This is a genomic window from Neobacillus sp. 114 (assembly GCF_030127045.1).
Lineage (GTDB): Bacteria > Bacillota > Bacilli > Bacillales > Cytobacillaceae > Neobacillus > Neobacillus rhizophilus.
On sequence record NZ_CP126144.1, the window covers coordinates 1,104,104 to 1,127,116 of the forward strand.

18 protein-coding genes are annotated in these 23,013 nt (G+C 40.5%); 16 read left to right on the top strand and 2 right to left on the bottom strand.

Features of this window, described 5'->3' with window-relative positions; all coding sequences use genetic code 11:
- The first annotated feature begins 277 nt into the window (after positions 1 to 277).
- From ftsZ to QNN06_RS05460, 6 genes are all read left to right on the top strand, one after another.
- On the top strand, positions 278 to 1,459 hold the full coding sequence (gene ftsZ / locus QNN06_RS05435) for a cell division protein FtsZ (protein ID WP_213118442.1): 1,182 nt from the start codon (positions 278 to 280) through the stop codon (positions 1,457 to 1,459).
- Between the two features lie 360 nt (positions 1,460 to 1,819).
- The gene (locus QNN06_RS05440; RefSeq protein ID WP_213118441.1) at positions 1,820 to 3,004 is read left to right on the top strand and encodes an ABC transporter substrate-binding protein; all 1,185 of its coding nucleotides are present in this window, start codon (positions 1,820 to 1,822) and stop codon (positions 3,002 to 3,004) included.
- A 155-nt stretch (positions 3,005 to 3,159) separates the two neighbouring features.
- Positions 3,160 to 4,038 carry a branched-chain amino acid ABC transporter permease gene (locus QNN06_RS05445; protein ID WP_284037186.1) on the top strand — a complete coding sequence of 293 codons (879 nt, stop codon included), beginning with the start codon at positions 3,160 to 3,162 and terminating at the stop codon, positions 4,036 to 4,038.
- Positions 4,039 to 4,048: 10 nt separating this feature from the next.
- Entirely contained in the window at positions 4,049 to 4,984 is a 936-nt protein-coding gene (locus QNN06_RS05450; RefSeq protein ID WP_213118439.1) for a branched-chain amino acid ABC transporter permease, read from the top strand.
- Position 4,985: 1 nt separating this feature from the next.
- Positions 4,986 to 5,765 (top strand): ABC transporter ATP-binding protein, encoded by a 780-nt coding sequence (locus tag QNN06_RS05455; protein ID WP_213118438.1) that lies wholly within the window; start codon positions 4,986 to 4,988, stop codon positions 5,763 to 5,765.
- Entirely contained in the window at positions 5,758 to 6,465 is a 708-nt protein-coding gene (locus QNN06_RS05460) for an ABC transporter ATP-binding protein (protein WP_213118437.1), read from the top strand. Before QNN06_RS05455 ends, QNN06_RS05460 begins: the two co-directional genes overlap by 8 nt.
- Positions 6,466 to 6,645: 180 nt before the next feature.
- On the opposite strand, the gene QNN06_RS05465 is transcribed toward QNN06_RS05460, so the two are convergent.
- Entirely contained in the window at positions 6,646 to 13,407 is a 6,762-nt protein-coding gene (locus QNN06_RS05465) for a DUF4350 domain-containing protein (protein ID WP_284037187.1), read from the bottom strand.
- Between the two features lie 281 nt (positions 13,408 to 13,688).
- On the opposite strand from QNN06_RS05465, the gene QNN06_RS05470 reads away from it, so the two are divergent.
- The 9 genes from QNN06_RS05470 to QNN06_RS05510 all read left to right on the top strand — a co-directional run bounded on the left by QNN06_RS05470 (position 13,689) and on the right by QNN06_RS05510 (position 20,099).
- On the top strand, positions 13,689 to 14,921 hold the full coding sequence (locus QNN06_RS05470; protein ID WP_284037188.1) for a HupE/UreJ family protein: 1,233 nt from the start codon (positions 13,689 to 13,691) through the stop codon (positions 14,919 to 14,921).
- Between the two features lie 18 nt (positions 14,922 to 14,939).
- Positions 14,940 to 15,971: a permease gene (locus QNN06_RS05475; RefSeq protein WP_284037189.1), complete on the top strand. Its 1,032-nt coding sequence runs from the start codon at positions 14,940 to 14,942 to the stop codon at positions 15,969 to 15,971.
- A 37-nt stretch (positions 15,972 to 16,008) separates the two neighbouring features.
- The gene (locus QNN06_RS05480) at positions 16,009 to 16,953 is read left to right on the top strand and encodes a TIGR03943 family putative permease subunit (protein ID WP_213118434.1); all 945 of its coding nucleotides are present in this window, start codon (positions 16,009 to 16,011) and stop codon (positions 16,951 to 16,953) included.
- Between the two features lie 29 nt (positions 16,954 to 16,982).
- Entirely contained in the window at positions 16,983 to 17,846 is an 864-nt protein-coding gene (locus QNN06_RS05485) for a hypothetical protein (protein WP_284037190.1), read from the top strand.
- Positions 17,847 to 17,990: 144 nt separating this feature from the next.
- Positions 17,991 to 18,794: an undecaprenyl-diphosphate phosphatase gene (gene bacA, locus QNN06_RS05490; RefSeq protein WP_213118429.1), complete on the top strand. Its 804-nt coding sequence runs from the start codon at positions 17,991 to 17,993 to the stop codon at positions 18,792 to 18,794.
- A gap of 207 nt (positions 18,795 to 19,001) precedes the next feature.
- On the top strand, positions 19,002 to 19,283 hold the full coding sequence (locus QNN06_RS05495; RefSeq protein WP_213118428.1) for a hypothetical protein: 282 nt from the start codon (positions 19,002 to 19,004) through the stop codon (positions 19,281 to 19,283).
- A gap of 3 nt (positions 19,284 to 19,286) precedes the next feature.
- Positions 19,287 to 19,517 carry a hypothetical protein gene (locus QNN06_RS05500; RefSeq protein ID WP_213118427.1) on the top strand — a complete coding sequence of 77 codons (231 nt, stop codon included), beginning with the start codon at positions 19,287 to 19,289 and terminating at the stop codon, positions 19,515 to 19,517.
- A gap of 44 nt (positions 19,518 to 19,561) precedes the next feature.
- On the top strand, positions 19,562 to 19,795 hold the full coding sequence (locus QNN06_RS05505; protein ID WP_213118426.1) for a hypothetical protein: 234 nt from the start codon (positions 19,562 to 19,564) through the stop codon (positions 19,793 to 19,795).
- Positions 19,796 to 19,862: 67 nt separating this feature from the next.
- Entirely contained in the window at positions 19,863 to 20,099 is a 237-nt protein-coding gene (locus tag QNN06_RS05510; protein WP_213118425.1) for a spore germination protein, read from the top strand.
- A 139-nt stretch (positions 20,100 to 20,238) separates the two neighbouring features.
- Here QNN06_RS05510 and QNN06_RS05515 read toward each other — a convergent pair whose 3' ends face one another.
- A complete protein-coding gene (locus tag QNN06_RS05515) occupies positions 20,239 to 21,597 on the bottom strand; it encodes an Nramp family divalent metal transporter (protein ID WP_284037191.1) in 1,359 nt (452 codons plus the stop codon).
- Positions 21,598 to 21,957: 360 nt separating this feature from the next.
- On the opposite strand from QNN06_RS05515, the gene QNN06_RS05520 reads away from it, so the two are divergent.
- Positions 21,958 to 22,944, top strand: a complete 987-nt coding sequence (locus QNN06_RS05520) for an NAD(P)-dependent alcohol dehydrogenase (protein ID WP_213118424.1) — start codon at positions 21,958 to 21,960, stop codon at positions 22,942 to 22,944.
- The last annotated feature ends 69 nt before the right edge of the window (positions 22,945 to 23,013 follow it).

The window sequence follows — 23,013 nt, forward strand, 5'->3', positions numbered from 1 at the left end:
TTTTTAACGAAAATAGGCTATTCTTAACTGGACAATAAGATTATGGTTAAGTAGACTATTAAATAATCTATTTGGAGTCTGCTGGAAGTTTTTTTACTAGTTTTTACTCTCTGATTTCTTTTTTTCTTGAGGATGCTAGAAAACTGCTGCAATATCAGCCTCCTAATCTATTAAATATACACAGAATAAAGATCGATCTGACAATTACATAGGAGCCCTTTGGGCAGCCATGATTAGTATGAAGCAAGGGAAATTGGATGAATGAGGAGGAATAAAAATGTTTAACTTTGAACCAAACTTGGACCAATTTGCTAGGATTAAAGTCATCGGTGTCGGCGGCGGAGGGAACAATGCTGTGAACCGAATGATTGAGGATGGCGTTGGCGGTGTAGAATTTATAGCTGTAAATACGGATGCACAAGCACTCCACCAATCAAGAGCAGAGGTTACGATGCAAATTGGATCATCCTTGACAAGAGGCTTAGGAGCGGGGGCCAATCCGGAAATCGGCAAAAGAGCAGTGGAAGAAAGCAGACAGCAGATTGAAGACGTGCTGTCAGGTGCAGACATGGTTTTCGTTACAGCCGGAATGGGCGGCGGGACAGGCACTGGGGCAGCGCCTGAAATTGCGAAGATTGCTCGAAAAATCGGTGCCCTGACTGTTGGAGTTGTCACGCGTCCGTTCAAGTTTGAAGGACACAAGCGCTCCGTAAATGCTCTGAATGGAATTAGCGCCATGAGAGACGCGGTGGACACGTTAATTATTATCCCAAACGACCGCTTGTTGGAAATCGTCGATAAAAAAACACCGATGATAGAAGCATTCCGTGAAGCGGATAACGTGCTTAGGCAGGGGGTTCAGGGGATTTCCGACTTAATCGCTGTTCCGGGTTTAATCAATCTTGATTTTGCCGACGTGAAAACAGTCATGTCCCATAAAGGCACTGCCCTCATGGGAATTGGTGTAGCAAAAGGGGATAATCGCGCTGCGGAAGCTGCCAAGAAGGCCTTAAATAGTCCGCTCTTGGAAACGTCCATCAATGGTGCGCAAGGTGTGATCATGAACATTACCGGAGGAGCCAATTTAAGCCTTTTTGAAGTTCAAGAGGCAGCCGATTTAGTTGCTTCTGCTTCTCATGAGGAATTAAATATGATTTTTGGATCGGTTATTAACGAAAGCCTGAAGGATGAAATCATTGTAACGGTCATTGCGACAGGATTCGATGAGCAAGTGCCTGAAGTTCAACAGCCTGCCCCTCAGCCAACAAGGACCTTTCAGCGGGAAGAGAGTTTTCACCGCACGCCGATAATACGAGAAGAGAGTTTCGGGCGCACTCCAATAAAACGCGAGGAGCCGGTTCACGAACCAGAACAACATGAACAAGAACGATACTATGAACAGCCAGAAGAAGAATCTCTGGATATTCCATCGTTCCTGCGCAGACGGAGAAATCGATAAATAAAGGATAACCAGGGGGGACAGTTCTAGCGGCCGTAATGGTCAAAAGAACTGTCCCCTTTTTTTGTTATTCGATTTTGAATTTTTTGATAATTTTTATCTAAAATTTTATTATTCTAATTTAAGTAATTTATGGAAGATGCCCTCACTTTTCTTATGTTTTTTCGTATGAAAGCACTATCATTTCCATAGAATACGCAAGTTTCTGAAATATTAAAATAATATACTAGACGAAAATAAAAAATTGTTTTAATATACTAATAGTTAAAAGATTTCTAACTATCATTTCCCGATACTCATATTCGGTTGATAATGTCAGAAAAATCAAAAAAGAGAAAACAACAGAGGGGGAACCTAGAGATGAAAAAGAAATTTAGTAAGGTATTTATGGTATCAGCATTAGCTGCTGGAATCCTTGCCGGCTGTGGGACAGGAAACCAAAGCGCCAGCGGCGGAGGAGGCAATTCAGATGCCTTCAAACTTGGAGTAAACATGGAGCTATCCGGTAACGTTGCTTCCTACGGTGAATCCATGACGAAAGGGATTGAAATGGCCGTAGCTGAGATTAACAAAGCTGGCGGTGTTGAGGGCAAAAAAATCGAAGTTATTAAAAATGACAATAAATCGGAAGCAGCTGAAGCAACAAACGGAATTATTAAGCTGACAAGCCAAGATAAAGTAAATGCGGTGATCGGTGCAGCAACAAGCGGAAATACCGTTGCCCAAGCACAAATTGCCAATGATACGAAAACCGTTCTAATCGCACCAGGCGGAACAAGCCCGACTGTTACTGTAGATGAAAAAGGAAAAGTAAGAGAATTCGTTTTCCGTACATCTTTTATTGATCCATTCCAAGGCACAGTTGCTGCCAACTTTGCCTCCAATAATTTAAAAGTAAAAGATGCAGCCATTTTTTCCGACAGCTCAAGTGACTATGCAAAAGGGTTATCCGATGCTTTCAAGAAAACATTTGAAAAAGCTGGCGGCAAAATCGTTGCAGAAGAGTCTTATGTAGGTAAGGATACTGACTTCCGTGCCACATTAACTCGTATTAAGGCGAAAAATCCATCCTTTATTTTTATCCCTGGATATTATGAAGAAGTTGGCTTAATTGTTAAGCAAGCACGCGAGCTTGGCATCACTGCTCCTTTAATGGGTGCTGACGGATGGGATTCACCAAAGTTAGTTGATTTAGCAGGTGCAGACGCATTAAATAACACGTACCTAATCAACCACTATTCAACTGAAGATCCTGATCAAAAGGTTCAAGACTTTGTTAAAGCATTCAAAGACAAGAACAATGGCGATGCACCTAACGCTTTCAATGCCCTTGGTTATGACACCGTTTATTTCTTAGCAGATGCCATTAAACGTGCAGGCAGCACAGACTCTGTCAAGATTCAGCAAGAATTAGCAAAAACTAAAGATTTATCACTTGTAACTGGAGTATTATCGATTGATAAAAATCATCACCCAATTAAATCTGCAACAGTTCTAGAATACAAAGACGGTAAACAAGTATTTAACTCAAAAATTAATCCTTAATATTTAGACCAGTAAAATGGAAGGATTATCCTTCCATTTTACTTTTTTAGAAAAAGGCTTGTTAAAAATAATTGTTGGTTTGCACACTATATTTATAGAAGCGAAAAATGAACAGATAAGTCTAACACAGCCTTATGAAAAAGGAGCAAAAACGTATGGATTGGTTACAACAGCTGATTAATGGAATTTCACTCGGCAGCATCTATGCCTTAATCGCATTAGGATACACCATGGTGTATGGGATTATTAAATTAATTAACTTTGCACACGGCGATGTATTTATGGTAGGTGCCTTTATTGGGTTCTATGCGATTAAGGGATGGGGATTAGGCTTCTTGCCTGCACTCATCATTTCAATGACTTTCTGTGCGGTATTTGGCGTATTAATTGAACGGATTGCCTATAAACGGCTTCGGAATGCTACGAGAATCGCTGCATTGATTACAGCGATTGGTATGTCTTTGTTGATTGAATACGGAATGATCTATATACGCGGCGCCCAGCCGGAAGCGTATCCTGCTGACGTATTGCCAAATAAGGCCATCAATTTTTTGGGTGTCCATATTAACAGCCAGTCTTTATTTATCCTATTAACATCGATTATTTTGATGATTATTTTACAATTTATTGTTCAACGTACGAAAATGGGGAAAGCGATGCGAGCTGTTTCTCTTGATATGGATGCTGCCCGCTTAATGGGAATAAGCGTTGACAAAACGATATCCTTCACGTTTGCCATTGGGTCGGCATTAGCAGGAGCAGCAGGGGTCGTGTTTGGTGTTTATTATACAAAAATTGAACCGCTGATGGGTGTGATTCCTGGGTTAAAAGCGTTCGTTGCAGCCGTATTAGGGGGCATCGGCAGTATACCGGGAGCGATGGTTGGCGGGATTTTCCTTGGTGTCATCGAATCTATTGTCAGTGCCGCAGGATTTTCTTTATGGAGAGATGCAGCCGCCTTTGTCATTTTGATTCTCATCCTTATTTTCAGACCATCGGGCATCTTTGGGAAAAATACAAGAGAGAAAGTATAGGTGAAAAATAATGAAGAAATCAAAATCATTTTGGGCATTTCTGATTCTAGCGGCGGTTGTGTACGTAGTCGTCCAATTTTTCATCGGCTCAGGATTAATAAATATATATTATAGTAATTTGTTAATTACAATTGCCATTAATATTATTTTGGCAGTGAGCCTCCATTTGGTCATTGGCATCACCGGTCAGTTCTCAATCGGCCACGCTGGTTTCCTGGCAGTCGGGGCTTATATTTCGGCGATTGCCACGATGAAATTAGAGTTGCCATTTATTCTAGCCGTTGTGATTGGCGGGGTTATTGCCGCTTTGGCCGGTCTGATTGTCGGCATTCCGACCCTAAGGCTGCGCGGTGACTATTTGGCGATCGCCACTCTTGGTTTTGCAGAAATCATTCGAATCGCGTTATTTAATATTGACTATGTAGGCGGGGCCGCTGGTATGCAGGTGTCTCATTTGACGACTTGGACCGTCACATTTGTCTGTCTGGTCATTACGATCCTGGTGATTACGAACTTTACGAATTCTAGGCACGGCCGGGCGTGTATTGCCGTGCGGGAAAATGAAATTGCTGCTGATGCAATGGGAATCAACACCACGTTTTATAAAGTTCTTGCTTTTGCAATTGGATCATTTTTTGCAGGAATTGCCGGCGGGCTATTTTCACATAATTTCTATATCATCCAGCCGGGAAATTTCGGTTTCTTAAAATCATTTGATATCCTCATCTTTGTTGTCTTGGGCGGCCTTGGCAGCCTTACCGGGTCAGTGATTTCGGCTATTTTGTTAACCGTTATATCAGCATTTTTGGCGCAATATCCTGAAACACGGATGATTATCTATAGCTTAGTTTTGGTCATTGTGATGCTTTACCGTCCTCAAGGCTTGATGGGCACACGTGAAGTCACAGATTTATTCAAGTGGAAACCGGCTAAAGGAGGCAATTAAGATGGCATTACTTGAAGTGAAAAATGCCGGCATTCAGTTTGGCGGATTAAAGGCTGTTTCCGGCTTTAATATGAGACTAAATCAAGGAGAACTGGCCGGCCTGATTGGGCCGAATGGTGCTGGAAAAACCACAAGCTTTAACTTGTTAACAGGCGTCTATGTTCCCACCGAAGGTGAGATTTTGTTTAACGGAAAGCGTCTGAACGGACTGCCTCCCTACAAAGTGACGCAAAGCGGGATCAGCCGTACCTTCCAAAATATTCGCCTGTTTAGTGAATTATCCGTGTTAGACAATGTAAAGGTTGCCTATCATTCCTTAGCAAAAAACTCCATCTTGAGCTCCATTTTCCGTCTTCCCTCCCATTTTTCTGAGGAGAAAAACATGGAAGAAAAAGCGCTCGAGTTTTTAAAAATTTTTAACTTGGAAAGATTTAAAGATGAAAAGGCGAAAAATTTACCATATGGCCAGCAGCGGAGATTGGAAATCGCCCGGGCGTTAGCGGCCGGTCCGAAACTATTGCTGCTGGATGAACCTGCAGCAGGGATGAACCCGCAGGAGACCCATGAATTAATGGAACTGATTGCCTTTATTCGTGAACAGTTTGACCTGACGATTTTATTAATTGAACATGACATGCAGCTTGTCATGGGTATCTGTGAACGGATTTATGTCCTCGACCATGGCCAACTGATTGCGGAAGGTACACCAGAGGAAATCCGGAGCCATCCGAAGGTCATCGAGGCTTACTTGGGAGAGGAGGTTTCTAACGAACATGCTTAAGGTCAATGATATTAATGTATTTTATGGAAACATTCAGGCGCTTAAAGGCATTTCATTAGAAGTGAAGGAAGGGGAAATAGTAACCTTAATTGGGGCAAATGGAGCAGGGAAAAGTACGCTTCTGAAAACCTTATCCGGACTGCAAAAGCCAAAATCAGGGACGATTGAATATTTAGGCGAGACGATCTCCACCAAGGCACCGCAAGCGATAGTCAAGGCCGGCATATCTCATGTTCCAGAAGGACGACGCGTGTTCTCCAATATGTCAGTAGAGGAAAATTTGGAGCTTGGCGCTTTTACAAGAAAGGACACCAGCGGAATTCGCAAGGATATGGAAAAAGTCTATGATCTGTTTCCACGGCTGCTGGAACGCCGCAAGCAGCTATCTGGAACACTTTCTGGCGGGGAACAGCAAATGCTGGCAATGGGACGGGCCATCATGGCGAAGCCAAAGCTGCTGCTGCTTGACGAGCCTTCGATGGGCTTGGCGCCGCTGATCGTTAAACAAATTTTTAACATTATCGAGCAGATTAATAAGGAAGGAACGACCGTCCTGCTCGTCGAACAAAACGCAAACATGGCCTTATCAGTTGCCGACCGGGCCTACGTCATCGAAACCGGCCGCATCCAAATCTCAGGCACCGCAGCCGAACTCCAAGCAAGCGAAGAAATCAAAAAAGCCTACCTTGGGGGACATTAGGTGAGGCATGGGGACGGTTCTTATGCATCAAAAAAACTAATTTTAGTGAAATTCCCAAAATTATTTCCGAATTAGCAGATTGCTTAAACATACTTCCAACCAAGTTATACAAAAGCAAATACAAAACAAAGAGCTAGGAAATATCCCTAGCTCTTTTGTTATTGAACCATTTTGCGATAATTATGCTTGTTTCCTTCTTTTTGCTAAGAACCATACGGAACCTAGTAACAGTAGCAGTAATCCCACAGCCAAAATATTAAAGGAATTTGTAGCTGTATTTGGCAAGCCATTTTCTTTTAGTGCGTTAGGAGCCTTTGCGTCATTCGGTGCTTTGTCTCCAGCTACCTCGAATACGGTAAAAGTACTGAAGTGATTGGTTTTCACTGTTACCTTGCCGTTTGCATAAATTGAACCTGGCATCAATTCCCATTTTTTAGTTTTCTCATTGTAATAGAAGACTTTCAAATTACTACTGTTTTTCACTTTGTTCATATCGATATCAAATGTCAGCGTAATCGGTTCAGTAAATTGATGGATTACTTTTCCATCAACGATGATAGTAAAATCATAAACCGGACTTTTAGCGCTGTTAATGATTTCCATTGGTTTTAAGACAATATCTGCATTTCCTTTAGTAAAGATACTTGAAGGGATTGACAATTTTACCTCATCATTTTGAACGGTGAGCGGAATATTTTTCGCTTTCAAAAGTTCAATTTGCTCTTTTGTTAGCTTCAGCTCAGAATCATGTTCATTTCCAAGGTCAATAGAAAGTTCACCATTATTAGAAATTTTGACAATCGCTGCTTCAAATTCTTTTTTATCAATGGTTATTACTTTTCCATTTTTGGCCTTAGCCGGTAGTGTCACGACAATTTGTTTAGAACCGTCGTTACCAGGTTTTGAACCATTCCCGCCGTTGCTATTTCCAGGTTGAGAGCCTTGATCGCCGCCGTTGTTATCTCCCGGTTGAGAGCCTTGATCGCCGCCGTTGTTATCTCCTGGTTGAGAGCCTTGATCGCCGCCGTTGTTATCTCCTGGTTGAGAGCCTTGGTCCCCGCCGTTGTTATCTCCCGGTTGAGAGCCTTGATCGCCGCCATTGTTATCTCCCGGTTGTTGACCTGGGTCTGTATTGACAGTGCCAATCAGTTCTCTTGTGTCTCTGACACGGATGCGCTCACCTTCAGAGAATTTACCTGAAAGCCCAACAGCTTCCAATGTGTCACCTGCTTTTAAATCAGGGACAGGTCCGCTTTGATTAACAATATAGCCATCCGTAAATACCAAGGTAGGTCCAGATCCATCGTCAATGATATAGGAGTTATCATCATACTTGGACACTACTTTACCTTTTACTTTCACAAGAAGACCTTGGTTTTCGTCAGCGACTGAATCCTTTGTACTTACTAATTTAGGTTCGACTGGTGTTCCAGTGCCAAGCTTCACAACACTGTCGGCGAAGCTTCCGAATTCTAATTCAAAGTTATTTTCAAAAATCTTAATGTGTCCGTAAATACGAACTTTGTCGCCAATTTTTAGGCTGCCTGCCGGGACCTCATTAAAGGCCATTATACCGCCAGTCTCATCTTGAATATATGCCGAATCAAAGAACTGGGTAGCTGTAACTGTACCTTCCACCACAGCATTTGTTTCTTCAGCCAGTTTACGTGCATCGCCAATCGAGATGATTTGCGGCTCGAGATGAGCTAACCAGTTGACCGCATTTATACCAAACCTTTCATTGCCTTTCGGACTAAAAGTTTGGTCGATCTGCTTGTCATTAAAGATATTCATCCCGGAAACAATGACTCTGCCCTTTCCAATCTGTTCTGATGCAATCATCGGAATGACCGAACCGCCTGTTACATCTTCAAGCGGTGTTTTACCGTCTGAAGTACGGACATTATAAGATGCAGAATCCGATTTGATCGTTGGAGAGTCTTGGAATGTTGACTCATTTCCCCAAGCGAGAACTGTGACTGTACTGCTGTCTGTCAATGCTGCTTTCTTACCAGTTCCATCATTTTTGGCCAGACTTGAACCACTATAATATTCGATTGTTGATACAAAATCTGTTAGTGCATTTTTAACAGGAGTTGGATGCAGTCTTACTGCGAAATTAGATGGCAATGGTGTACCCCAGAAGTTTCCTTCTTTTGTTTCATCAAAGACGCCATCGTTGTTTACAAGAATACTAGATCCAACACTGGATAAGATATCGTTTAAATTTTGATTGGTACCGCCAAAGTTACTCTTTTCAGTTACTAATAATGATCCGCCGTTCGCAACAAAATCCTTGATTGCTTCAATTTCAGTTGGCGAATAGGCTGTAGTAGGGTGGGTAAGCATCAACACACTTACATTTTTTAGCACGTCAGCAGAAAGTGTAACTTTATTCTCTGCAATCGTGTAACCTTGTTTCTTCATTGATGTTGTAAATAGTTTAAGGTTATCAGCGTATTTGCCTGGATCACCTGTCGTATTTTCATTGCCATGTGTTGTATCTATCAAGATTGTTTTTCCTAATGGCGCTTTAATCACAAAGCTTTGTTCAAACTTATTGCTGCCAAGATCATGTCCGTCATCCGCGGAAAGCAGGACAATGATATTATGTGTACCCGCAGCCGGATTTGCCCATGTGACACTCGCATTAGCCGAATTGTTGGCAGGAAGTGAATCAATGGCAGATTCGCCGATAAAGTGGTCCGCATCAATACTATCATAATAGAATTGTGCTTTTACTTTACTTACATTTACAGATCCCAGATTTGTAACACCAGCAGTTAGAGTTGTAGAAACACCACCGATAATGGCGCCATCTGGCGTGCTGACATTACTTACATTTACAGCCAAATCCTTAGCTGGAGACCAGATAGGTGCGGAATAAATTTGATCACCGTCTTTTTGGGTAACCTTTACCACAAACCATTGCTGCCCGCCGGCTACTGTTACACTTGGCTCCCATGTTAACGAAGGAGAATCATCTTTAGGTACATATGATTCAATTACCTTGCCGTGGTTGGTAATCAGTTCCACTTTGGCAATAGCATCGTTTGAAGGAGTTTTTACATAACTATAATCTGGATTTGATGGGTCTTCTGACACTGGATCCTTACCCGTAATCGTAAAGTCCAATGTATCTGTATCAACTGTTGACCCCATGTAGAAGCCGCTTGCAGACACATCTAGCTGGAAGTTTGGATCTTCACTCATATACACGCGCATATTTTTCATGGCATCAAGAAGTGATTCTTGAGTTAGATCTTTTGCAACGATTACAGTCCGCTTTTTCGTTTGACCCCAAGTAGCATCATGGTTGTCCTCACCATAAGTAGGTGCAACATGCCAGCCTAAGTCGAGCGCACTATAGTATTTATCTTCTGCATTCGCATAGGAATACTTCCCTGAGCCATTTCCTACTTCTAGCATCGTGAATAGCTTATCAACATTTTTATCATATGGGATAAAATTATCAAAAGCATTAGCCGACATTTTCGGATGGTTAAATTGAGCAACAATATTGTCGTACGTTAACGTCCAAGCATAATAGTTCTGAAGCTTTTGATATGCTCCTCCATCAACAACACGATCAATAAAGTTGTCTGTTCCAAATACATTTGAGTGTCCCCACGTAGTAGATGTCATTTCAAAAGCAGGGAAGACAACAAATTTTCCATCCTGAGTATATTGTTTTGCTAAATCTTTCGTTAATTGCCAATCAGATCCGCCCGTTCTTTCTTTCATTCCGTTGTGATCAACCGTATCCTTATTGACAAGACTTGAATCGATGTCATGGGAATGATCAGAAAAGGCAAAGTAATCATAGTGATATTTTTGTGCATCTTTTAGTGCCTGCTCAGGTGAACCGGCAGCATCGTGAGAGATGTTTGTATGGTTATGAGTTGTTCCCCGGTAATGATTTCCGCCAGTAAATCTTTTCGCCACTGTAAATTTCCATGTGAACGTAGAAGGATTATCCAATTTATCTTTGGCAGATACAGTTACCGTATGTTCATCTTCAGTTAACTCATCACTTTTTGTAAGCACCAATTTAATTTCTGTTTCGCTAATGACTGCTTTTGGAGTGAAATCTTTTCCATCAATTTTAATCGATACTGCTGAAGTTTTTACTCCATTCGGGTCATCCAGTTTAACAGATATCGATGGGTATCTGGAATTGACGATTTCTCCATTCCCCGGAAGCTCATTCATAAATGCAGGGCCATCGGTATCTTCTACTACATCAATTGTGATTGGTTTCGCAGCGGATCCTTCCGATTGTTTGTCGTCACCAGAAACGGCTTCAATATAATAGAGTAATTTCCCTGTCGGCACATCTGCCCTAACAATTTTCCCATTATAATTTCTAGCATCAGCCGAATTCATGATCACTGTTTTGTATGCTGAATCAGCTTCACCTTTGTAGTAAAGAGTAACGGAATCGGCATTTTTCGCCATCGCAGTGAAAGCGACATCGACTCCAATATAAGCTTTCTTTAACGGAGTATGTGTCAGCACTAATTGGCCTTTAATATCAGCCGTGCTTCTTGGCAATAGATAGTATCCGTTTGTAAAAGGTGCTATTTTCTTGGATTGATGAACAATTCCGGTGAAAGTATAGCTAGAACCTTTCTCAAGATCGCCAAGCTCTCCTTGAATACGGACAATCGCTAAATTGTCACCTGATTCATCACTTACAGTAACATCATAATCTGGACCATTTGCCGGTATGTTTGTCACCTTGCCGGTAAATGAAACTAAATTACTCTCATTTGCTTCGTTTAGCCCAGTGATAGCAATGGACTCAGGTGTCGGTAAAGTATCAGGTCCTGCATTTTTAATAGAGGTAGGAACAAACTGTGTCATACCTGCTGTAAAAACAACCCGTCCATCGATCCGATACTTATTGCCAGATTCAATAGGAAGAGACGGATTAAGGCTATTCACTACGTTAATTGCACCAGAAGCATCCTTAATAAAGAAATTCGTTTTTACGCTGCCATCTGGAGTATTGCCAGTTGTAGCTGTTCCTTCAATCGTTGTTGTATATCCAAGATTAATAGGGAAGCCCTTTGCATCATTCTTACGCAATTCATCCAATGATGTAATCGTCTTAGCTGTCCCGGAAACATTGATTCTTGTGTAGCTGCTTTCTAATGAAAAAGGCTGTGATGAATCAGTATGAGTCAAGTAAACTACTGAACTAGAATTCTGGAAGTTTAGTGAAAAAGAACCGTCAGCCGCAGCTGCAACTTCTTGTACTTTCGTTAAAACGCCAGCCTTCTCCACATAAGCTTTTACAGTAGCTGAAGCTGGTACAGAACCAGGCTGCCCCGAAACCGTTGCCGCACCACCGTCATTTTTATACTCGATTTTTGAAGCATCCGGTTGAAGCATGAATTTTGAATTATGAACAACCATCTCTTCTGGAGTTTCTCCACCTGATGGTTTATTAAACACGAAATCGTTAGCTGGATTCTTTGTAAACCAGCCATTGCCCATTCCGAAGGAAGTCAGCGGGTCTGATCCGATATTTGTTTTACGTAAGAAAGTCCCAGCTTTCATGGTAGCATCGGAAATCGGCTCGCCCCAGTATAATGGATTTGCAAACTTGGCTGTACCATCTGTGTACGCTAATAAATCGATTGCGTCTGGGTCATCTGCTCCAGTAACTGCTGTTTTCTTCTTGGCTAATACTAAGGCTCCGCCTGTTGAACCACTTGGATTTAATGTGGTTTTGGCATCTGGTTGTACAGGTAAATCTTGTCCTGTCGCGCCTGTGTTGCCAGTAATCAGATAATAGCCATGAGCTTTAATGATGCCAGATAGGGCTTGGCCAGCGCCAAATTTCATGGTGGAGGCTGATGTGTAAGCGATTGACCAATCTTTTAAATCGATATCTTTATCTGTATTGTTATAAAGTTCGAAAAACTTTGTTTTGTAAAACGCTCCGCTGTTTCCGCCGTTTACGTAGATTTGGCTAAATACTACGTCACCAGGCTTAACTGCTGAGCTTGAGTTGGAACCAGTGTAGTTAATCGCTACTTTATCACTAGGTTCTTTCCCAGTCTCTTGTGCTGTAAGATTCACGACTGGTTTTGATTGTGGGTTAGCAAATGAGATACTAAACGATCCATCTGCACCTGCAGGAGCAGTCGCAACCACTGTGTTATCGTCAAAATATAATGATACTTGTGAATTATTGGCTGCTGCACCTGGCGCTCCTGTTACTTGTGTATAGGAAGCATACGTGATTTTAGTAGCGGCCGGTGCTGCTGTTTTTTCAATTACTGGATCCGGATTTGGATCTGGATCTACAGTCGACCCGGAAGGTACACCTGTAAATGAGATTTCTCCGAAACGGCTTGTACCAGTTCCTGCTACCGTGCTGCCACCTATTGACGTATCAGAAGCTTTGAGCCATCTAACATAGATGAGATCTTGATCAGCCGCATCACTTGGCAGTGCTACATTCGTTATAACACCGCTGGTCCAGTTAGTCGCTACGGTAATATCTCCACCGGCAACATCCGCCCAATTGCTATGATCCAAGCTGTATTGAAGCTTAAAATCTCTTGGGCCTGTACTAGAACCGTATTGTTTAGATGATACCGCAATAGATTGATAGCCTTTAGTTGATAAGGAAACTTCCCAGTATGATGGGTTGTTTGTCCAAGTATTTGCGTTAGGAACACTAATACCTGAAGTAGGTCCGGCATTATAGCCAGTCATTGTTGCACCTGTTATGGATAATTGCTTGTCAAGATTAACATTCAAACCACCAGTGGCTGTTAGGCTATTCCCATTACTAAAATCCCATTTTGCCAATGAAACAGGTTCTGAAACAGCTTTTGCCATATTGGGATTGACCAGTGATAACAACATTAGCGCTGTTAAAAATAGGCCAACCCATTTCTTGTGTTTTCTCACAATTCCGTACACCTACGAAATTCCTCCCCTTTAGTCATTTTTGATGAAGCGCTTACTTCCCTATTTTATAGCTAAGCACCTCCATTTGAATAATGGTAAAAAAATCCTCAAGTTCCTTTTATCACCGCTTTTAATTGATAAAATGGACCTAATATAATCTTAGTATGTGATTCGTCAATATTCTACAAAATTTTCGATTTTTTACATGAATTTTACACGGATGTTACAGGACTTATGATATATTTAACCTGATTCTCTAGGAAACTATGACTTCGCACCACATGGAGGCTACAATGAGCAGAATATTCCCATCAAAATTTTTAACAAATTTCTTTTTAAATAGACAAAAATTTATTATTTTGTTGCTCCCATTAGTTATCTTTTTTTCTTCCATTCAATCAGCACAAGCACATGCCTATAGTGCCAGTTTTACCACTATAAATCTTTTAAAAAGCAAAATCATCATGACGTTTGCATTAGATGAGGTTTCTGTCATCGAATTAACCCATGGAGACGTTAACCAAAACGGGATGCTGGATTCGGACGAATTCGAAGCAATCAAAAATAAAATCGAAACGATCATTAAAGAAAATGTAGGGGTTAAAATTGACGGCGAGCATAAGGATTGGTCCAAATTACTTGAAATGAACTTAAACCGAAAAGGGGATGCAACCCAGCTCGTGCTTAAGGTTGAGTATCCACCCTTAACACCGTCACAATCTATTTCATTAACTGACAGCCTTTATCAGGATGATATAATCACAAACTATGTGAATCTACTAAAGGTTAATTATGGAAAACAAAACAGTACTTCGGCATTATCAGGTAAAGACCGAACTTGGTCGATGATTTTAAGTGAATCTGAATATGCCGGGTTAAAATCAGACGATACGGGTGTACAAACCGGTGAAAACAAGCAAGCCAGGACAACAAGTGATACAACAAAACAACAAGAGGCAAAAACACCTCAAACTTCTTCACCATCCGGCTGGATCACATTTTTAAAGCTAGGGATGACTCACATTCTTGAGGGCTATGACCATTTGCTGTTTTTGCTGGCACTGTTGATTGCAAGACAAAGCTTCAAACAGTTTGTCAAAGTCATTACTGCGTTTACGATTGCTCACAGTTTAACCTTAACGTTAACCGTATTGGGCATTATATCAGTCCCTGCGAGTATTGTTGAGCCGGCTATCGCACTGAGTATTTGTTATGTGGCCATCGAAAATATTTTTAGGAAATCGGTCAGCCAACGCTGGGCCTTGACGTTTATATTTGGTCTTATTCATGGAATGGGATTTGCGGATTTATTAACTGAAATGAAGATTCCAAAAGGGGAGCTTGCCATTGATTTAGCGAGCTTTAATATTGGCATTGAAATCATTCAGCTCATCATCGTTGTGATTCTTTTGCCATTATTAACACTTTTACACCGTTCAAACATATCAAGGAAGGCCGTTATTAGCGTTTCGACAATAGCTTTTGTGTTAGGCAGCTTTTGGTTGATCGAACGAATAGTGGCTTAAAAAAGGGGGAGGACTTCTTTGCGGAATGCTGCGGTACAGAAAAGCTCGCCTGTAGGTTCAAATCGCCATCTAATTATATTAGGAAGTTTGATTTTCGTTATTCTCTTATATATTGCTTCTACTTATGGTTATAGTGCTATTATTAGCAGTCAAAAAGTACAGGTTTTTAAAATGGTCTTTATCAGCATCATTATTGAGGCAATGCCCTTTATCTTAATCGGTGTGTTTATCTCGGCGCTGCTTCAGGTTTTCGTGACTGATCAAATGATGCGTAAATTTATCCCCCAAAATCCGATTTTGGGAATCATAACAGCAAGTGTGCTGGGCATCATTTTTCCCATTTGCGAATGCGGTATGGTCCCAGCCATACGGAAGCTGATTAAAAAAGGAATGCCTTTATATGTAGCAACAACGTTTATATTAGTTGGCCCTATTTTAAATCCAATTGTCTTTTTATCGACATTTACAGCCTTTCAAAATCAGCCTAGTGTCACATTCAGCCGGATGGGGCTGGCATTTCTGGCAGCTCTTGTGATTGGCCTGATTGTTTTTCAATTCGTCAAAACAAATCAATTAAGAGAAGAGTTAAAGCAAGAGAAAAATCATCATCACCACACCCATGAGCATCATTCAGAAAAACAAGTGAAGAATAAAGTAATTGAGGTCATGGGCCATACCGTCAGCGAGTTTTTTGATATGGGGAAGTATTTGCTGTTTGGTTCGATGATTGTAGCAATACTCCAGGTATATGTTTCGCAAAATAGTCTAATTGCCATTGGAAATAGCGGCCCCTTTGCCAATTTAGCCATGATGGGGATGGGGTTTGTGCTTTCTTTATGTTCTACTTCCGATGCTTTTGTCGCTCAAAGCTTACAATCTGTTTTTTCAAAGAGCTCATTGGTTGGCTTCATGGTTTTTGGACCGATGATCAATATAAAGGGCGTTCTCATGATGCTAGCCGTTTTTCGAACGAAATTTGTTTTATTGCTTTGCACATTGGTTTTCGTTCTCGTGTTTGCCGGAACGCTCGTATTACAGTTTATCCTTTAACATCTTGACTTGAAAAATTACGTAAGGTAGTGATTCGATGGGGCATAGACTCAATTCTGCCAGCATGCATCATTTTTTGAAAGCAGCCATTTTAATTGGATTTTCCATTTATATTTTTTGGTTAACCTTTTCAGGTGACATTCTGCAATTTGTTGTCCCGCAGCTGGTTATCTATATTAAAATCGCAGCTGGATTCTTGATCATTGTGGCTGCTTTTCAATTTTATATTGCTTTTCTATCCTTAAAAAAGCAGGTTATTATTTGCGACTGCGGACATGACCATGATCATAGTCATGATCACGATTCGGTCTTCGGCCACGAACATCATCATTTATTAAAGAATTCAATCGGTAAGAATATTCTTATATACGGTTTATTTCTGTTACCTCTTTTACTTGGATTCGTATTGCCGAATAACACACTTTCTAGTTCGCTAGTTGAAAATAAAGGGATGAATCTAGGCGGGATATCCTCCAAAAATGGTGACAAAGGAGCCGTTGTTGAAGTAGACGGAAATGCAGATCCTGCCCTAAAAAAATTGTTTAAGACCAATGTGTATGACAAAGATTACGCAAAACTCGGAATGAAGTTATATAAGCAAAATGTGATTGAAATGAAGGATGAATGGTTCATTGAAAAACTGCAATCAATGAACACCTTTGTGGATAATTTTCAAAGTAAAGAAATAAAAATAAAGGGTTTTATTTATCGTGAACCAGGACTTTCAAATAACCAATTTATTATTGCCCGAATGGGTATGACCCACTGTATTGCTGATATTTCACCATTCGGTATTATTGCTGAAGCGGATAATCCAGACCAATTTGCCAATGATTCATGGTTTATGATCACGGGAAGGATTAGCAAAACCAATTTCAATGGGCAAAATGTTATAAAAATCGAAGTAGAAAAAGCGGAGCCGGCTGTTTCTCCAAGCGTGCCATATGTATATCCTGATTGGAAATTTGGTTCCAAACTGTAGTAATATCGCAATGTAAAAGAGGTGTATTCATGTTATTAAAGATTGGAAGTCTTTTGTTAGTACTTCTAATTACAATCTATTGTATTTACCATTTTTATCGGAACAAAGATCGGTTTTCGGGAGTAATCGGAATTATAACAGCACTAATGATTGGCATTTCATCCGCTGCAATCGGCTTTTTATTGATGTTAGCCACAAATTATCAAGTTCTAATCACAACGTTAATTTGTCTGGTCTATACAATTGGTAACGGCTTGTTGGTTCGCCGATTATTCCCTCCGGAAAAAGGAATGAATGATATTCTTTCCGGTCTAATTGGCGCTTTAATTGGGTCAGTACTGGGGTATTCGACGTTTATTTCAAATAAACCATTTCTAGTCATTGATATTGCTTTTATCGTCATCACCTACATTGCTTTAATGTATTTTGATCGACAGCTTGCTTCAAAATCAACAGAGAATCGTTCGAAAAAAAAGAATCAGAAACAAGCTTCAAATGTATCGACTATATCACTTTCAGCCATTTTGATTGTTATCATTGTTGTACTTGGGCTAAATGTGAACCAAATAAAGGTCGGGGTTATTGGCCAGCCGCAAACTCAAACTGCCTCCATTGATGAAGAAAATGATATGCAGGTGGCGACAATCCGAGTTACCGCTTCAGGCTTTAACCCTAAAAATACAACCTTTCAAGCTCATAAAATGATAAAGGTTAATTTTGAAGCTTCGATTCCCAAAGGCACCCAGATAGTATTAAAATCCGAAGACTTAAAGCTTAATATGAATTTAAAAAACGGAAAAAACATCCTCCTGCTGGATAATCCGCTTGAAGGAAAATACCAACTAACAATAGAACCGACCAATGCAACCGGAACATTTACCATTAAAAAGTGAAACATGGGGACGGTTCTCATGCATCAGAAACATGAGAACCGTCCCTATGTTTTATGTTAAAATATTAACGAAAAATTAATACTGCTTTTTAGTCATTAACGGGTATTATTAAAAGGTAGCATTTAATTAGGAGGAAATATTTTTATGAGTGAGCACGTAATAGCTTTTATAATGGGAATCGTAGAAGGGTTAACAGAATATCTTCCCGTTTCATCAACAGGACATCTCATCTTAGCCGGTCATCTATTAGGGTTCGAGGGAGATCGGGCGAAAACATTTGAAGTTGTCATTCAATTAGGATCGATCCTAGCGATTGTGGTTTTATATTGGAGAAGATTTTTTTCACTTTTAGACTTTAAGAGTTTAAATATAAAGGACAACAACAGAACAAAACTGAATCTTCTTCACGTATTTTTAGGGGTGCTGCCTGCCGTGATTGTAGGCTTCGTCCTCCACGATTTTATAAAAAATGTACTGTTTTCTACAACAGTGGTTTTGGTTGCTTTAGTAGTCGGGGCCTTTTTATTAATTTATGCTGACAAGAAGAAAACAACGGTTACGGCACACACCATTGATCAATTATCTTATAAGCAAGCCTTATATATTGGTCTGTTTCAATGTCTAGCTGTTTGGCCAGGATTTTCACGAGCCGGCTCTACCATTTCTGGAGGATTACTAGTGGGTGCTAGCCAAAAAACAGCTGCCGAATTTTCCTTCATTCTGGCATTGCCTATTATGGTAGGAGCAACAGGATTAGACTTATTGAAAAATATGGACGCCATCACTTCAGGAGACATCACAACCTTTGTCATCGGTTTTGTAACAGCCTTTGTAGTTGCATTGCTATCCTGTATCGGATTCCTAAAACTGCTCGACAAAGTAAGGCTATCAACATTCGCCTACTACCGCATAATCCTTGCAATCGTCTTTGCGTTTATTATCCTATAAGGTAAATCATGGGGACGGTTCTCATGCATCAGATGCATGAGAGCCGTCCCTGTGTTTCGTTTATTAGCCATTTAATGCACTCCAGATTGTAGACAAAAGGCATCTGAATATGTCATTCGGGTGTCTTTTATTATGTATCTTCATCCATTGTACATAATTTCGTCTATTTACACATAACAATAATAAAGGTGAAAGGAGAGGTTGATGATGGTTCGAATACCAATCCCTGCTCAGTTTAATATTAATATTCATATTATCAAAGTGAATTCTTTTGAAAATGCCTCTGCCATAAATGTCGGTAACAATTTATTGGCTGAATGGCATAATTCTGATAAGAAAAATATGGGACTAGGACAGAATATGGGGGACGGCAGCTGTTTTGTAGGAACGAGAAGTATGGTAGACGACCGGGATCAGATCGACTCAGCTTCAACCTTTGAATCGGAATGGCTTCCCATGCCGGATATTATCCATAGAGGGGATGAGTAAGCCATGTTTTTTAAACCAATAAATGTAACTATTGACGATTTTAAGGTGAACAACTTGGACCATTTGAGTTCTATTTCCTTTGGAACAACTGTGAAAGTCGGAAGAAATGTTTGTGCTAAAAAAACACAAGGGTATGGCCAACAACATGCAGACTATTGTGTTCGAACTTTTAATTCTCATTATGTTTTAGATGATGATGTGATCGATCAATTTTCAGCAAAATTTAACAAGTAAGTCATGTTGGACAATAGATCCATATTTTTGGGGGAGGCGGACAGATGTATTTTGGACCGGTGAATATTAATCTATTATCCTTTAAAGTCAATGCCATCGACCATTCCGGAATTATTAATTTAGGTCCAAGTAAACATATTGATATATTTGTATCCTATAAGCGGAGTCAGGGCATTGGTGAACAAAATGGCGACTTATCCCCCATACTGCTGACCAATTCTAATGTCTTTGATAATGATATAAGTGATAGTCCTTCCGTTAAAAATAGTTTGTTATAAGCGAAGAAAACGCATTCCGGTGGTCGCTCATATTCGATAAAACGGAAAAAATTAAAGGAGTGGTAAAATGGTCTTTTTTACACCCTTAGCCGTAAATCTATTAGCTTTTAAAGTCAATGCCATCGATAATTCCTCCGTTATTAATATTGGTCCCGTCGCTTACGTTGACCAGTTTGTATCCTACAAACGAAACCAAGCTGTCGGAGAACAAAACGGAGACTTCTCACCAATCAACATCCCAATAAGCAGTGTCATCGACCCAGACATCGTCGACAGCACATCCGCCAAAAATAGCGTGATATAAAGCATGAAGCATGGGGACGGTTCTTCTGCTTCATGTTAGGGGGGATGCATGCAGGTATCCCCAGAATAAATAGAAACGGTCGCCAAATGGTGTTGGCGACCGTTTTATTTTTATAGGATTGGTTACTTGCTTTTTCCAGTTACCCTAAATCTTGACCCGTAACAACAATATATCCAATTAAGAATATATTCAATAAGACGATCACAATGGTACAGACCCATGCTGCTATTTTCACTGGCATTTTGTTTGCAAATTCGCCCATTTTCTTTTTATCACTAGTAAATATAACTAAAGGAATGACGGCAGATGGAAGCGCCAAGCTTAAGACGACTTGACTCCATAGCAGCAATTCACCTGTTCCTTTGGATCCAGCCAGCCAGGTCACGATAAAAGCAGGTATGACCGCTAGTAAACGTGTAATCAAGCGCCGAAGCCATGGTGATATTCGCAGGTTGATAAATCCTTCCATAACAATTTGACCGCTAATCGTTCCAGTAATGGTCGCATTTTGACCGGAAGCAAGTAAGGCAACCGCAAATAAAGTACTAGCTATCCCTACTCCAAGCGTTGGACTAAGTAATTCATAGGCTGCTTCGATTTCGGTTACATCTAAATTCGTTCCATAAAAAGCGGCCGCTCCCAAAATCAAAATGGCGGAGTTAATAAGAAAAGCCACGGTTAACGAAAAGGTTGAATCAATGAGGGAGAATTTAATGGCTTCTCTTTTTCCCTCTGTTGTCCGCTTATATTGTCTACTTTGCACGATGGACGAATGCAAATATAAATTGTGCGGCATCACCGTTGCCCCTAATATGCCTAAAGAAATAAAGAGCATTTGTGGATTTGTGACAATTTCTGGTTTAGGAACAAACCCACCGAATAAAGCGGCAATTTCCGGTTTTGAAACAATGACTTCAAATGCAAATACGATAAAGATCGTAACCATTAAAACAATGACAATCGATTCAATAATACGGAAGCTTTTCTTTTGCAAATAAAGTAATAAAAGCACATCTAATGTTGTTATGGCAATACCTAATAATAAGGGAATACCAAATAATAAATTTAAAGCAATGGCTGAACCAATTACCTCAGCTAAATCTGTGGCAATAATGGCTAATTCTGTTAATATCCAAAGAACGAAGGCTGTTTTCTTCCCAGTTGCATCCCTAGTGGCCTGGGCAAGATCCCTTCCTGTGACGATTCCAAGTTTTGATGATAATGCTTGTAGCAGCATAGCAATTAAATTGGATAGTAAAATGACAATCAACAGCGTGTAACCAAAACGGGCTCCGCCTGCAATGGAAGTTGCCCAGTTTCCTGGGTCTACATAGCCAACTGCCACTAATGAGCCAGGGCCCATAAAGGCTAATAGCTTACGCCAAAAACCTCCTTTACTTGGAACACTTACTGTATTATTTACCTCTTCTAAGCTTATATTAGAGCTTTGCTTTAACCTTCCATGCTCTTTCCCCACATATTCTGGTTGATTATTCATCAAATATCCCCCCCTTAAATATGCGCTAAGTTAAATAATTTTCCTGAGGGCAATTTTTTGATTAAAAGGCCACTAAATAATTTATGTAATTATTTTACTGCAGTTTTTTGTCCTTGTAAACATTTTTTGCACACATGCAACTTTTTGGGATTGGATAAACTTTCGATAAAATTTTCTGTTGCCAGACCTCCAAGTGGTTCTAGGTACTTTCCAGGTGTCGATAACGGCTTGTAGCAGACAAAATAAACGGGGACTGTTCTCATGCATCAAAGGCATGAGAACCGTCCCCATGTGTCTTTTGTTCTATTTATCAATATGATTCGTATGATTTAATAAAACAAACGAATTGGAGGAGGATTGATGAGAGCTATTGTATACACAAAGTACGGTCCCCCTGATGTTCTTCAACTGAAAGAGGTTGAAAAGCCTATTCCAAAAGAAAATGAAATTTTGGTAAAAGTAAAAGCGACAACCGTAACAGTGGCGGATATTCGTGCACGGGGTTTTATCGTTCCTCCCGCTTTTTGGCTGCCTGCCCGAATAGCCCTTGGTTTCAAGCAACCGAAAAAAGAGATATTAGGGATGGAGTTAACTGGAGTAGTGGAGTCCGTTGGGAAAGATGTCAAAAGGTTTAAGGAAGGCGACGAGGTTTTTGCCGCATCCTTGGCGAGTTTTGGCGCTTATGCCGAATATAAGTGTCTGCCGGAAGATGGCCCTGTATCTATTAAACCTTCCAATTTAACCTTTGCAGAAGCCGCCGCCATACCACTTGGAGCACGTACAGCCTTGTTTTTTCTTAAAAAAGCAAATATACAGAGCGGCCAAAAGGTTCTAGTTTATGGTGCTTCTGGTAGTGTAGGAAGTTATGCCGTTCAACTTGCCAAGTATTTCGGAGCAGCCGTTACAGGGGTATGCAGCACCGCAAATTTAGAGTTGGTTAAATCTCTGGGAGCTGACCAGGTCATTGATTATACGGCGGGGGATTTTTCGAGGATAGGCGAGACCTATGATGTGATATTTGAAGCGGTCAACAAGAGCTCTTTTTCAGATTGTATGAAATTGTTAAAAAGGGATGGAACCTATATCAATGTCACTGACCCACTGCCAAGTGGTCGAATGCTTTGGACTCAATTGACGAGCCGTAAGAAATTATTATTGAGTAGAAATTCCCCTGAAACTCCTGAAGCATTAGACTTCCTTAAAGAACTTGTGGAGATGGGAAAGTTAAAAGTGGCCATTGATAGATATTATGAGTTTGAAGAGATCGTTGAGGCGCATAGGTATGTTGAGAAAGGACACAAGAAGGGAAATGTCGTCATAAATGTGGATCCTACCATTAAGGAATAATATATTTCCATTTTTTACAACTCAACAGACTAGAGGCGTGCTATACACTTTGTAAAAGGTTTTACAGGA